The sequence below is a fragment of the Variovorax sp. OK212 genome (assembly GCF_900112425.1).
Lineage (GTDB): Bacteria > Pseudomonadota > Gammaproteobacteria > Burkholderiales > Burkholderiaceae_C > Variovorax.
This window is the reverse complement of the sequence record NZ_FOLP01000001.1, coordinates 502,370-516,033: the sequence shown is the minus strand read 5'-3', so window position 1 is coordinate 516,033 and position 13,664 is coordinate 502,370. Positions and strand designations below refer to the sequence as shown.

The window sequence follows — 13,664 nt, the reverse complement described above, 5'->3', positions numbered from 1 at the left end:
GCTGGCGTATGCCGCACCTGTGGCGTAGGGCCTGCTCGCACTCAGACAAAGGAAAGTTTTCTCATGAGCTTCGATCTCGTTCTGTTCGGCGGTACTGGCGACCTCGCGTGGCGCAAGCTGATGCCCGCGCTGTTCCAGGCATTCCGGCACGGCAGCCTCCCGCAAGACGGTCGCATCATCGGGGTGGCACGGGACGATCACTCCGACGACCAGTACCGCGAGCTCATCCAGTCGCGCTTCAGCGCGGTCGAGGGTTCCAAGCGGCCCTCGCCGGAGGAGTTCAAGAAGTTCGCCTCCATGCTGCACTACCTGCGCATGGACCTGTCCAAGCCCGACGACTACGCCCGGCTGTCCGAGCTGCTCAAGCAGCGCGACGCCAAGACCGTGGTGATGTACGTGGCGACCGCGCCCGCGCTCTTCACGCAGGTGGTCGAGCAGATCGCCGCGGCCGGCCTGAACGGGCCGAGCACGCGCATCGTGCTGGAAAAACCGCTGGGCCACGACCTGGCCTCCAACCGCGCCATCAATGCCGCCGTGAGCAAGGTGCTCGAAGAGAAGCAGGTCTTTCGCATCGACCACTACCTGGGCAAGCCTTCGGTGCAGAACCTGTTCGCCATGCGCTTCGGCAATGCACTGTTCGAACCCATCTGGCGCCGCGAGCACATCGCCAACATCCAGATCACCATCGCCGAAGACCTCGGCGTGGAAAAGCGCGGCGCCTTCTACGACCAGACCGGCGCGCTGCGCGACATGGTGCAGAACCACGCGCTGCAGCTGCTGTGCGCGGTGGCCATGGAGCCGCCGATCAACGCGCACGCGGACGCCATCCGCGACGAAAAGCTCAAGGTGCTGCGCGCGCTGAAGCCCTGGACGGCGGAAAGCCTGAGCCTGCACGCGGTGCGCGGCCAGTACACGGCCGGCACGGCCTACGGCGAACGCGTGCCGGGCTACCGCGACGAGGCCGGCGTGCCGCCAGACAGCCGCACCGAGACCTTCGTGGCGCTGCGCACCGAAATCGCCAACTGGCGCTGGGCCGGCGTGCCCTTCTACATCCGCACCGGCAAGCGGCTGGCCTCGCGCGACGCGCGCATCGAGGTCAACTTCAGGCCCACGCCGCACGCCATCTACCGCGCGCCGGCCGGCAACGTCAACAAGCTGGTGATCAACCTGCAGCCCAAGGACGGCCTGGAGCTGCACATGCTCGCGCAGGCACAGGACAACCGCCAGCGCTCCAACGGCACGCAGAGCGCGGCCACGCAACTGGCACCCGTGCAGCTCGACCTGGACTTCGACAAGCGCTTCGGCTCGGAGCGCGTGGGCGCCTACGAGCGCCTGCTGCTCGACGTGATCGACGGGCGCCTCAACCTGTTCGTGCGCAGCGACGAGCAGGAAGAGGCATGGCGCTGGGTGGAGCCGCTGATCGACAGTTGGGAATCGGACGGCGGCCCGCGCCCCTATGCGGCGGGCACCTGGGGCCCGAGCGCGTCGAGCGCGATGATTGCGCGCGACGGCTTCGCCTGGGGCGAGGAGCAATAAGCGCGGCAGGGCCGCCGTTCAGCGAGGCGGTTCAGCCGAACTGCAGGCAACGCATGCTGAGCGTGCCCGACTGGAAGCCCTCGTAGACCGTCTTCGCGCGCTCGCCGCTGCCGGCGGCGCCGAGGGCATAGAGGAACGGGTAGTAATGGTCGGGCATCGCCACCGCGGTGGCCGCCCCTTCCAGCTTGGCGTAGTCGACCAGCGCCCGGTCGTCGCGCCCCGCCAGCGCGGACTTCACCGCATCGTCGAAGGACTGCGCCCACGGCCGGCTCGCGCTCGGCCCGTCGGGCGTGCCGCGGTCGGTGGCGCGCAGGTTGTGCACCACATTCCCGCTGCCCATCACCAGCACGCCCTTGTCGCGCAACGCGGCCAGGTCGCGCCCCACGGCGTAGTGGAAGGCGGCGGGCTTGTCGTAGTCGATGCTGAGCTGGAACACCGGCACGTCGGCCTTGGGGTACAGGTGCTTGAGCACCGACCACGTGCCATGGTCGAGGCCCCACTGGTCGGTGGCGATCACGGGCGATTGCTTCACCGCACCTACGGTCTCGCGGGCCAGCGCGGGGTGGCCGGGCGCGGGGTATTCGACGTCGAACAGCGCCTGCGGGAAGCCGCCGAAATCGTGGATCGTCTTCGGGTTCGGCTGCACGCCGACGCCGGTGGCGCCCCGGCTGAGCCAGTGCGCCGACACGCTGAGAATGGCCGTGGGCCGCGGCAACTCGCGGCCCCAGGCGGAGAGCCTGCGCGTGAAGGCGTTGTCGCTGATGGCGTTCATCGGCGTGCCGTGGCCGATGAAGACGACCGGCATGCGCCGCGAACCTCCGGCCGTTGCCGCACCGGCGGTCTGCACCGTACAGGCCAGCGAAGCAAGCACCGCGGTCGCGCCCAGGGCGGTGCCCATCAGGAAGCCGCGGCGGCCCAGTTCGGAAGTGGCGAGAGTGGTCGTCATTGGCATGGCGGCACTCTGCAACAGTTTTCAGCGCAAGGCGGTGCCTTTGCGCACACTTTTTCAGAAGTGGCTCATTTCCTCGCGAGCACCGGCGCCTCGCGCAGCGGACCGCCCTTGACCACCAGCTGCACCAGCACCGCCACCACGATGTTGAGCACCAGCGCGGTCAGCCCGGTGTAGAGCGTGTAGCTGTCGCCGCCGATCACGAAGGTGTGCACCGGCTTGATGCCGTCCGAGAACGCCAGCCAGCTGCCGCCGACCAGCCCCACGGCCCAGCCCGTGAGCAGCGCGGGCGCGCGGAACCAGCCGAAGAACAGGCCGAACACCACCGACGGGAAGGTCTGCAGGATCCACAGGCCGCCCAGCAGCTGCAGGTCGAGCGCGAACTGCGTGGGCAGGAACAGGATGAACACCAGCGCCCCCAGCTTGACCACCAGCGACACGATCTTCGCGACCTTGGCCTCGCCCGCGGGCGTGACGTCGGGCTTCACGTAGGCCTTCCAGAAGTTGCGCGTGAACAGGTTGGCCGCGCCGATCGACATCACCGCCGCCGGCACCAGCGCGCCGATGGCGATGGCCGCGAACGCGAAGCCCGCGAACCACGAGGGGAACAGCGCGTTGAACAGCGCCGGCACCACGTCGTTGTTGCTCTTCACCGTGAGATTGGCGGCGTAGGCCATGTAGCCCAGCAGCGCGATGAGCCCCAGCAGCACCGTATAGGCCGGCAGGAAGACGGCGTTCTTGCGGATGGTGTTGGCGCTCCTGGCCGCGAAGATGCCGGTCAGCGTGTGCGGGTACATGAAGGCCGCGAGCGCCGAGCCCAGCGCCAGGCTGGCGTACGGCAGGTACTGCGCCGGCTTGAGCGTGAGCCCGGTGGCGCCGCCCTGGGCCGCGAAGGCATCGCCGGCCGCATGGAACACGCTGGCGTAGCCGCCCAGCTTCATGGGCACCAGCACCACCGCCACCAGCACCACGATGTAGATCATCAGGTCCTTGACGAACGCGATGAGCGCCGGCGCCCGCAGGCCCGCCGAGTAGGTGTACAGCGCCAAAATCACGAAGGCCGCCGCCAGCGGCAGCTCTCCCGTGAGCCCCAGCGCCTTGATGACCACCTCCATGCCCACCAGCTGCAGCGCGATGTACGGCATGGTGGCGACCACGCCCGTCACCGCAATGGCCAGCTCCAGCGCGCGCGAGCCGTAGCGCCCGTACACCACGTCGGCCGCCGTCACGTGCCCGGCCCTGTGGGCCGCGTGCCAGAGCTTGGGCATGATGATGAAGACGATCGGGTACACGAGGATGGTGTACGGCAGCGCGAAGAAGCCGTAGGCGCCCACGGCGTACACCAGCGCGGGCACGGCGATCACCGTGTAGGCGGTGTAGAAGTCGCCGCCCACCAGGAACCAGGTGATCCAGGTGCCGAAGTTGCGCCCGCCCAGGCCCCATTCGTCGAGGTGGGCGCCCTTGCTCTGCGCGCCGCCGCTTTGCCAGCGCGAGGCCCAGAAGCCCATCACGGTGACCAGCAGGAAGAAGAAGACGAAGACCGACAGCGCGGTCCAGTTGATCTGGCCGGCCATCATTCGTCTCCCTCTTCATACCCGCTGCGGTAGACGATCCAGATCAGCAGTGCCGTGATCGGGACCCACAGGAGCTGGTACCAATAGAAGAACGGGAAGCCGAACAGCTCGGGCAACGGGCTGTTGTAGAACGGCAGCCACAGAAGCCCGATGAAGGGCAACAAGAGCAAGGCCCACATGTGCTGTTCTCCTTGGTGTGATTTTGCGAAAGCACCAAGGGGTTATAGACCTGAAGCCGAACACGCGGCGCCGACCCGGAAATAGGGTGCGGTGCTAGATGCGGCCCTCCTCGGCCGCGTGGCAGGCCACCTGCACGCCCTTGATGCTCAGCAGCTTCGGGCGTTCCGCCGAGCAGCGCGCATTGGCATGCGGGCAGCGCGGGTGGAAGGCGCAGCCCGTGGGCGGGTTCAGCGGGTTGGGCACCTCGCCCTGCACCGGCGTGCGCGCACGGCCGGTGTGCTTCATCTGCGGAATGGCGTCCAGCAGCATGCGCGTGTACGGGTGCTGCGGCTCGGCGAACAGCTTCTGCTTGTCCGCCACCTCGACCAGGCGGCCCAGGTACATCACGCCGACCTGGTCGGCCACGTGGCGCACCACCGCAAGGTTGTGCGAGATGAAGAGATAGGTCAGGCCCTGCTCGCGCTGCAGGTCCTTCATGATGTTGAGCACCTGCGCCTGCACGCTCACGTCGAGCGCCGAGGTGGGCTCGTCGCACACCAGGAACTCGGGCTGCGTGGCGAGCGCGCGCGCAATGGAGATGCGCTGGCGCTGGCCGCCCGAGAACTGGTGCGGGTACTTGCTCATGTCCAGCGGCGAGAGGCCGACCGACTTCAGCAGCTCGCCCACGCGCTCGCGCAGCGCGGCCTTGTCGCTCAGGATGTCGTGCTCGCGCAGCGGCTCGCCGATGATGTCTTCCACGATCCAGCGCGGGTTCAGGCTCGCGTACGGGTCCTGGAAGATCATCTGGATGCGCCGGCGCAGCTTGCGGCCTTCGGGCGTCTTGAACGCGGCGTGCGCGTCCTGCCCGTCGAACTGCAGGCCGCCGCGCGTGGGCGCATACAGGCCCACCAGCAGCCGCGCCACGGTGCTCTTGCCGCAGCCCGATTCGCCTACCAGCGCCAGCGTCTTGCCGCGCTCGATGGAAAAGCTCACGCCGTCGACCGCATGCAGCAGCACGCGCGGCTTGCGTTCGAGCACGCGGTTGAGCCAGGGTGGCGACACGTCGAAAGTGCGTGCGAGGTCGTGCGCGACGACAAGGGGTTCGATCGCGGCGCTCATCGCGTCACCTCGCTCAGGGGTTCGGCCGCTTCGGGCGTTGCGCGTTCACCGGCGGCGAGCGCGTCGTGGTGCCTGGCGGCGATCTCGGCCTGGCCGAGGTGCGGATCGGCGGCGTCGTGCAGCCAGCAGGCCGCGCGCGTGGCGCCGGCATGCATGAGTTCGGGCCGCTCGCTCAGGCAGCGCGCGAAGGTGCGCGGGCAGCGCGGGTTGTAGGCGCAGCCGGGCGGAATGGCGTTCAGCCGGGGCATGGCCCCGTCGATCTGGTTGAGCTGCTCGCGGTCGACCGTCATGTCGGGTATGGAGGCCATCAGGCCCGACGTGTAGGGGTGCGCGGGCTGGTGGATCACCTCGTGCACCGGGCCGATCTCGGCGATGCGGCCCGCGTACATCACGGCCACGCGGTCGCAGGTCTCGGCGATCACACCCATGTCGTGCGTGATGAGCATCACCGCCGCGCCGCGCTCCTTGCAGATGCGCTTGAGCAGCTGGATGATCTGCGCCTGGATCGACACGTCGAGCGCGGTGGTCGGCTCGTCGGCCACGATGAGCTTGGGCTCCGCCGCCAGCGCCAGCGCGATCACCACGCGCTGGCGCATGCCGCCGGAGAACTGGTGCGGGAAGTGGTCGATGCGCTGCTCGGCGGCCGGAATGCCGGTGTCCTGCAGCAGGCCGATGGCGCGCTTGCGCGCCTGCGAATCGGTCACCGGCAGGTGCGTGCGGATGGTCTCCACCAGCTGCTGGCCGACGGTGTAGAGCGGGTTCAGCGAGGTCAGCGGATCCTGGAAGATCGCGCCGATCTTGCGACCGCGAATGGGCCGCATCGCCTCGAAGCCGAGGTTGTCGATGCGCTGGCCGTCGAGCACGATCTCGCCGCTGGCCACGCGGCCCGGCGGTTCGAGCAGGCCGATGATGGCCGCGCCCGTGAGCGACTTGCCGGCGCCCGACTCGCCCACCACGCCGAGGATTTCCCCGGGCGCGATGTCGAACGAGATGCGGTCGAGCGCACGCAGCGTGCCGCGGCGGTGCGGAAACTCGACGACGAGGTCCTTGACCTGGAGCAGCGTCATGGTGGCGTTCTCCTTTTTCTCTTCAGCGCAGGCGCGGGTTGAGCGCGTCGCGCAGCCAGTCGCCGAGCAGGTTCACGCTGAGTGCGATCAGCACCAGCATCAGGCCCGGGAACACCGTGATCCACCATTCGCCCGAGAACAGGTACTGGTTGCCGATGCTGATGAGCGTGCCCAGCGAGGGCGACGTGGGCGGCACGCCGACACCGAGGAACGACAGCGTGGCCTCGGTGATGATGGCCGTGGCCACCTGGATCGTGGCCAGCACCATCACCGGCCCCATCACGTTGGGCAGCACGTGGCGCAGCATGATGCGCATCGGCGCCACGCCGGTGACGCGCGCGGCCTGCACGTATTCCTTGTTGCGCTCCACCAGCGTGGAGCCGCGCACCGTGCGTGCGTACTGCACCCAGCCGGTCAGCGAGATGGAGATGATCAGCACGCCGAAGGCCAGCGACTCGTGCGCGCCCGGGAACAGCGCGCGGCCGACGCCGGAGATCAGCAGCGCCACCAGGATGGGCGGGAACGACAGCATCACGTCGCACACGCGCATGAGGAACGAGTCGAGCCAGCCGCCGAAGAAGCCGGCCAGCAGGCCCAGCACCACGCCGACGGCGAGCGACAGCGCCACCGACACGAGGCCGACGATCAGCGAGATGCGCGCGCCGTAGATCACGGCCGAGAGAATGTCGCGGCCCTGGTCGTCGGTGCCCAGCAGGTATTTGGAAGTGCCTTCGGCAGTCCACGCCGGCGGCAGCCGCGCGTCGTTCAGTTCGAGCGCCGCGAGGTCGAAGGGATTGTGCGGAGAGACCCAGCCGGCGAACAGCGCGCAGACCACGCAGACCAGCGCGATGAGCGCCGCCGCGATGGCCACGGGCGAGGTTCGGAAGCTGTAGCCGACATCGCTGTCGAGCCAACGGGCTAGTGTTTTTTTCATCGTGAGGCAAAAAGGAATGGGCCCGCAAGAAGCGGGCCCATGGTCAGGCCGCCGCGCGAGCGGCCCGCTGTCTTACGGCTTGATGCTCATCCACTTGAAGGGCATGTAGTTGTCGGCCATCTGCGTGAGCGACACCTTCTTGCTGACGCCCCAGGCCAGCGTCTGCTGGTGCAGCGGCAGGTGGCCGATGTCGGCGGTGTGGAGGTCGAAGGCTTCCTTGATCATCGCGTCGCGCTTGGGCTTGTCGGTTTCCGACTGGATCTTCTTGGTCAGCTCGTCGACCTTCGGATTGCAGTACGCGCCCAGGTTGAACTGGCCGGCGCCGGTCTTGTCGTCCGGGCAGGCCATCAGCGCGGTCAGCGCGTTGTGCGAGTCGTAGGTGGTCGGGGTCCAGCCCAGCATGTAGAAGCTGGTGTCGCGGCGCAGCACCTTCGGGAAGTAGGTGCCCTTGGTCTCGGCCGCGAGGTTGATCTTGACGCCGATCTTCGCCAGGTTGGACGCAACGCTCTGGCAGATCTGGCCGTCGTTCACGTAGCGGTCGTTCGGACAGTTCATGGTGACTTCGAAGCCGTTCGGGTAGCCGGCGTCGGCCAGCAGCTTCTTGGCGCCTTCGACGTCCAGCGGCAGGCGCTTGTCCTGTGCTTCGTTCCAGCCGTTGATGCCGGGGCCGACCATCAGCGCGGTCGGGCGCGAGGCGCCGCGCATCACGGTGCGCTGGATGCCGACGATGTCGATGGCCTGGTAGAAGGCCTGACGCACGCGCTTGTCCTTGAACGGGTTCTTGCCCTTCACGCTGGAGTAGAGCAGCTCGTCGCGCTTCTGGTCCATGCCCAGGAAGATGGTGCGCAGCTCGGGGCCGGCGATGACGCGGGCCGTGGGGCTGGCGTTGACGCGCGCGATGTCCTGCACCGGCACGGGTTCCATCACGTCGACTTCGCCCGAGATCAGCGCGGCGACGCGCGTGGCGGGGTTGGCGATGGGCGTGAAGATGATTTCCTGCGCGTTGCCTTCGATCTTGCCCCAGTAGGTCGGGTTGCGCGTGAACACGGTGCGCACGTTCGGCTGGCGCTCGCGCACGCGGTACGGGCCGGTGCCGTTGGCCTTGAACGAGGCGGTGTTCTCGATGCCCTTGCGGCGGTCCACGGGGGTGACGGCCTTGTTTTCCTCGCACCACTTCTTGCTCATGATCATGAGCTGCGTGATCACGTCGGGGAGGATCGGGAACGGACCCTTGGTCTCGATCTCGATGGTGTGCGAGTCGACCTTGCGCACTTCCTTGATGTCGGTGGTGTTCGACTTCATGTCCGAGCCTTCGCCCGAGGCGCGCGCGAAGCTGAAGAGAACGTCGTCGGCCGTGAACGGCGTGCCGTCGTGGAACTGCACGTTCTTGCGCAGCTCGAAGCGCCACACCGTGGGCGAGGTCTGCTTCCAGCTGGTGGCCAGCAGCGGCGCGACGCTCAGGTCCTTGTTGCGCCCGACCAGGGTTTCATACACGTTGGCGGTGGTGCTCAGCTGCAGCGACTCGTTGAGCGAGTGCGGGTCGAGCGACAGCGCGTCCCCCTGGTTCGCAACACGGATGGTCTGCGCGCCGGCAACCATGCTGATGGCGCTCAATGCGCACAAAACGGCGGCCGCAGCCACATTCTTCTTGAAACTCATGGGAACACTCCTCGGGTTGGAATCGAACAAATCACATCGCCGCGGTGGCGGCTGCTTTCCCTGGCTGCGCACCGCGGGTAGCGGCAAGCGGCATGCCCTGCTCGACCAGGCCGGCATGCAGCGCGGCGCCGAGCGGCAGGATCTCGTCGTTGAAGTCGTAGCGGCTGTTGTGCAGGTAGGCGCCGTTGCGCACGTTCTGGCCGATGCGCAGGTAGGCACCGGCCTTCTTCTGCAGCATGAAGGAGAAGTCTTCCGCGCCCATGCTGGGCTCCATGCTGCGGTCGACGTTCTTCGCACCCACCAGCGATTCGGCCACGTCGGCCGCGAACATGGCCTCGGGCGCGGTGTTGATGGTGGCGGGGTAGATGCGCTCGTAGTGGATGCTGGCGGTGGCGCCGAAACCCGAGGCGATGGCCGCGCACAGCTCGTTCAGCCGCTGCTCGACCTGCGCCTGCACGCGCGCGCTGAAGGTGCGCACGGTGCCGACCAGCGTGGCCTCGCCGGGGATCACGCTCATCGCGCCGAGGTCGCCGGCCTGCATCGCACAGATGCTGATGACGGCCGCGTCGATCGGGCGCACGTTGCGCGCGACGATGGTCTGCACGGCGGTGATGATGTGCGCCGCGACGATCACCGGGTCGACGGTCTGGTACGCGTGCGCGCCGTGGCCGCCCTTGCCCTTGATGTGGATCGTGATGCGGTCGGCCGCGGCCATCATGGCGCCGCGGTTGATGCCCACGGTGCCGGCCGGCATGGCGGGCCAGTTGTGCATGGCGTAGACCGACTGCACCGGGAAGCGGTCGAAGAGGCCGTCCTCGATCATCACGCGCGCGCCGGCGAAGCCTTCTTCGCCGGGCTGGAAGATCAGCACCGCGGTGCCGTCGAAGTCACGGGTCTCGGCCAGGTAGCGCGCGGCGCCCACCAGCATGGCGGTGTGGCCGTCGTGGCCACAGCCGTGCATGAGGCCGTCGCTGGCGGAGCGCCAGCCGAAGTCGTTGTCCTCGCGCATGGGCAGCGCGTCCATGTCGGCGCGCAGACCGATCATGCGGCCGCTGGCCACCGACCTGCCGCGGATCACGCCCACCACGCCGGTCTTGCCGATGCCTTCATGGATCTCGTCGACGCCGCAAGCGCGCAGCGCTTCGCGCACGCGCGAGGAGGTGTACACCTCCTCGAAGCCGAGCTCGGGGTGCGCGTGCAGGTCGCGGCGGAAGGCCTCGATCTCCGGATAGAAGCCGGCGATGTGCGCGAACGCGCGGCCGGACGCCTTGAGGCGTGGCGCCTCGGATGTCGTCGCCATCATGTCAATGCCCTCCCGCCTTGCCCACGCGAAGACGCGGATCGACCACGAAGTACAGCAGGTCGACCACGAGGTTGATCACCACGAAGATCAAGGCAATGAGGCACAGGTAGGCGGCCATCACCGGGATGTCGGCGAAGGTCACGGCCTGGATGAACAGCAGGCCCATGCCGGGCCACTGGAACACCGACTCGGTGATGATGGCAAAGGCGATCAGGCCGCCGAGCTGCAGGCCGGTGATCGTCATCACGGGCACCAGCGTGTTCTTGAGCGCGTGGCCGAAATGGATCGCGCGGTTCGACAGGCCGCGTGCGCGCGCGAACTTGATGTAGTCGGTGCGCAGCACCTCGAGCATCTCGGCGCGCACCAGCCGCATGATGAGCGTGAGCTGGAAGATCGCCAGCGTCACCGCCGGCAGCACGATGTGGTGCCAGCCGTCGACGCGGAACAGGCCGCTGCTCCACCAGCCGAGCTGCACCGTTTCGCCGCGCCCGAAGCTCGGGAACCAGCCCAGCAGCACGGCGAAGACCAGGATCAGCAGGATGCCGATCAGGAAGGTCGGCAGCGACACGCCGAGCAGCGACACGGTCATGAACACCTGGCTCATGAAGGTGCCGCGGCGCAGCGCGGTGTATACGCCCATCGGGATGCCGATGAACAGCGCCAGCGCGGCGGCCACGAGCGCGAGTTCGAGCGTGGCGGGGAAGCGCTCGCCGATCAGCCGCGACACCTTGGCACCCTGGCGCAGGCTCAATCCGAACTCACCTTGTGCGGCATTCACCAGGAAGTGCCAGAACTGCACGAAGAAGGGTTGGTCGAGCCCCAATGAGGCGCGCAGTTCGCGGATCTGCTCGGGCTTGGCGTCCTGCCCCAGCAGGAACACGACCGGGTCACCGACGTATTGGAAAAGGAGGAAGGCGATGAACGCAACCGCGACCATCACGATCACGGCCTGGATCAGGCGGCGCAGTACAAAGGCAATCATTCAGCGACAAAAGTGAACGGTCATGCTAGCAGTGCAAGGTACGTGCCTGCACGGGGGTTCCCCGGGGGTGCACACGGTTGGTGCTCTTTGCCAACACTGCAGAAGACGGCTGCGCCAGAACGAAAAAAGCCACTCGACTTTCGTCGAGTGGCTTTCGAGCTTTTGATTCGAAGCTGGCTTACGCCAGCGTCAAATTAGAAAGCGTGACGGATGCCGAAGTCGTAGCCGGTGGAGCTCTTCGGGGTGAAGGCGCCAGCTGCGTTGTTGTAGAAAGCCGGGCCGTTAACAATCAGGCCAGCGCCGTTCTTGTTGGAGATACGAGCGATCGTTGCGTACAGAGCCGTGCGCTTCGACAGGTTGTGCACGTAGCCCAGAGCGATCTTGTTAGCCTTGGGATCCGGCGTGTTCACAGCGAACAGCGTTGCAGGCGTGTTGGTGTCGTACTTGACGTGCGACCACGAAGCGCGGATCAGGCCAGCACCGACTGGCACGGTCACGCCGAGCAGGTAACCGGTCAGGTCGACGTCAGGACGGCCGCCCAGAACCGGCGTCACTTCGTAGTCGATCTTGTTCTTGGCCTTCGACAGTTCACCGAACAGCTTCACGGGACCGAAGTCATACGAAGCGCCGAGGTTCAGCGTGTTGACCTTGGTGGTCGTGCCAGCGTAGTAGTCGTCGCCAACGGTGCTGCTGCCATAAGCCAGCGCAACGTCCAGAGGACCGTTGGCGTAGCCGAAGCGACCACCGATGTAACGGCCTTGACGCTGCGTGTTAGCCGTAGCAGGCGTGAAGATGCCGTTGTCGTACTTGGTCTTCTCAGCCATGCCGTACTGGAACTGGCCGTAGAAGCCGCCCAGGTTCGGCGGCAGGAAGTAGCCGATGGTGTTGCTGGCGCGAACGTAGTTGCTGGAGCCAACGTTGGTGAAAGCGCCGGTCGAAGCTGCGGGGGTACCGAAGCCGCCGAAGCCGGTGTTAGCCGTCGAGATCAGGTTGGTGCCAACGCCGTTGGTGCCGAACGGATCGAACACGGTGTCGTTCCAGAACGTCGGGGTGTAGTCACGACCCAGGCGGACTTCACCGAAACCACCCGACAGGCTCACGGTCGAACGACGAGCGAACGTCGCGATACCTTGTTGGCCGTCGTCGTTGGAGATCGGGGCTTCGAGCCAGAAGCTGGCAGCCAGGCCACCACCGAGGTCTTCCGTACCACGGAAGCCCAGGCGGCTCGAGTTGTAACCCGAGTTAGCCAGTTCGCGACGGCTGGTCTTGACCGAACCTTGGTTCAGGTACGTGGGGATACCGAAAGCGTTGGGGAACACGGTCGCGCGGTTGTCGCGGGCGGTGTTCGAGTAGCCGCTGATCGACGCGTCGACCACACCAAACAGAGTGACGGACGACTGAGCCGAGGCAACACCGGCGACAGCCAGGGCAGCCAGAGCAACTAGAGATTTTTTCATTGCAAGTTTCTCCAAGGTTAAACATAGGGCTCCGGTGCGAAGGGCTCACTGTGACTGGCACTTAGTGCTCCCACCGGACCCCGGGCCAACCTCCTTTTGGGAAGTTGTTGCTATTGCACCAGAGCCGCTGCGGCAGGGCAAAACAAATCGCCCGAAAAGTTGGCTGGCCTGCGCGTTTCGTTGCACGTCTGCAACAAAGGTCTTGGACCGTCCTTTTTGCCGCCATGTGAAATATGACGCTTCTCAAGCAGGTCATTTCGCGTGTGCGTTCAAATAGACGGATGACGTCCTTGTTCGACCCTGTCCTGACCGCAGCGGACTCAGCCCTGCGCACGCTTTTTGCCCGTCCTCACGCAACCCGCGCGATGCCGCCGCCCTCGCAGGTCCCTGGCGAGATGAGCGAAACGGAGCGCCGCGAGGCTGGCGCCTTGATGCGTGTGAACCATGTCGGCGAGGTGTGCGCCCAGGCGCTTTACACGGCCCAGGCCGCTGTCACGCGGGATCCGTCGCTGCGAGCGCACTTCATCGAAGCAGCGCATGAGGAAACGGACCATCTGGCCTGGACCCGCCAGCGACTCGACGAGTTGGGTGCGCGGCCGTCGGTGCTGAATCCGCTCTGGTATGCCGGCGCCTTCGGCCTCGGCCTGGTTGCGGGACGGCTCGGCGACCCGCTGAGCCTGGGCTTCGTGGCCGAGACCGAGCGCCAGGTGGAGGCTCACCTGGAAAGCCATCTGGACCGCCTGCCGCCCGCGGACAGCGCTTCCAGGGCCGTGGTCGAGCGGATGAAGCTCGACGAGGCACGCCATGCGTCCCAGGCCGTCGACGCCGGCGCCGCGGAGTTGCCCGCTCCCGCAAAGGCTTTGATGCGCGTGGCCTCCCGCGTCATGACGACGGTGGCACACCGCATCTAACGACTTAAATTACC

Annotated in this window: 12 protein-coding genes; 2 read left to right on the top strand and 10 right to left on the bottom strand. The window is 66.8% G+C overall.

Going from position 1 to position 13,664, the window contains the following annotated elements:
- The first annotated feature begins 63 nt into the window (after positions 1-63).
- Positions 64-1,536 carry a glucose-6-phosphate dehydrogenase gene (zwf, locus tag BM004_RS02280; protein WP_093125564.1) on the top strand — a complete coding sequence of 491 codons (1,473 nt, stop codon included), beginning with the start codon at positions 64-66 and terminating at the stop codon, positions 1,534-1,536.
- A gap of 31 nt (positions 1,537-1,567) precedes the next feature.
- On the opposite strand, the gene ygiD is transcribed toward zwf, so the two are convergent.
- From ygiD to BM004_RS02230, 10 genes are all read right to left on the bottom strand, one after another.
- Complete coding sequence (ygiD, locus tag BM004_RS02275) at positions 1,568-2,482, bottom strand: 4,5-DOPA-extradiol-dioxygenase (protein WP_256219757.1); 915 nt, start codon at positions 2,480-2,482, stop codon at positions 1,568-1,570.
- A gap of 71 nt (positions 2,483-2,553) precedes the next feature.
- A complete protein-coding gene (mctP, locus tag BM004_RS02270) occupies positions 2,554-4,059 on the bottom strand; it encodes a monocarboxylate uptake permease MctP (RefSeq protein WP_093211969.1) in 1,506 nt (501 codons plus the stop codon).
- The gene (locus BM004_RS02265; RefSeq protein ID WP_093075954.1) at positions 4,059-4,238 is read right to left on the bottom strand and encodes a DUF3311 domain-containing protein; all 180 of its coding nucleotides are present in this window, start codon (positions 4,236-4,238) and stop codon (positions 4,059-4,061) included. Before BM004_RS02265 ends, mctP begins: the two co-directional genes overlap by 1 nt.
- A 94-nt stretch (positions 4,239-4,332) precedes the next feature.
- Positions 4,333-5,337, bottom strand: coding sequence for an ABC transporter ATP-binding protein (locus tag BM004_RS02260; protein WP_093125567.1), 1,005 nt, complete (start codon positions 5,335-5,337; stop codon positions 4,333-4,335).
- Positions 5,334-6,404: an ABC transporter ATP-binding protein gene (locus tag BM004_RS02255; RefSeq protein WP_093125569.1), complete on the bottom strand. Its 1,071-nt coding sequence runs from the start codon at positions 6,402-6,404 to the stop codon at positions 5,334-5,336. The genes BM004_RS02260 and BM004_RS02255 overlap by 4 nt, the downstream gene beginning before the upstream one ends.
- 22 nt (positions 6,405-6,426) lie before the next feature.
- A complete protein-coding gene (locus BM004_RS02250) occupies positions 6,427-7,338 on the bottom strand; it encodes an ABC transporter permease (RefSeq protein ID WP_093125572.1) in 912 nt (303 codons plus the stop codon).
- A gap of 72 nt (positions 7,339-7,410) precedes the next feature.
- The gene (locus BM004_RS02245; RefSeq protein WP_093211030.1) at positions 7,411-8,997 is read right to left on the bottom strand and encodes an ABC transporter substrate-binding protein; all 1,587 of its coding nucleotides are present in this window, start codon (positions 8,995-8,997) and stop codon (positions 7,411-7,413) included.
- A gap of 31 nt (positions 8,998-9,028) precedes the next feature.
- Positions 9,029-10,300 (bottom strand): M20 aminoacylase family protein, encoded by a 1,272-nt coding sequence (locus tag BM004_RS02240; RefSeq protein ID WP_093211028.1) that lies wholly within the window; start codon positions 10,298-10,300, stop codon positions 9,029-9,031.
- A gap of 1 nt (position 10,301) precedes the next feature.
- Positions 10,302-11,282 (bottom strand): ABC transporter permease, encoded by a 981-nt coding sequence (locus tag BM004_RS02235; RefSeq protein ID WP_093211026.1) that lies wholly within the window; start codon positions 11,280-11,282, stop codon positions 10,302-10,304.
- A gap of 194 nt (positions 11,283-11,476) precedes the next feature.
- Entirely contained in the window at positions 11,477-12,739 is a 1,263-nt protein-coding gene (locus tag BM004_RS02230) for a porin (protein WP_093211024.1), read from the bottom strand.
- A gap of 281 nt (positions 12,740-13,020) precedes the next feature.
- Between BM004_RS02230 and coq7 the strand changes: the two genes are divergently transcribed.
- A complete protein-coding gene (gene coq7, locus BM004_RS02225) occupies positions 13,021-13,650 on the top strand; it encodes a 2-polyprenyl-3-methyl-6-methoxy-1,4-benzoquinone monooxygenase (RefSeq protein WP_093211022.1) in 630 nt (209 codons plus the stop codon).
- Positions 13,651-13,664: the final 14 nt, after the last annotated feature.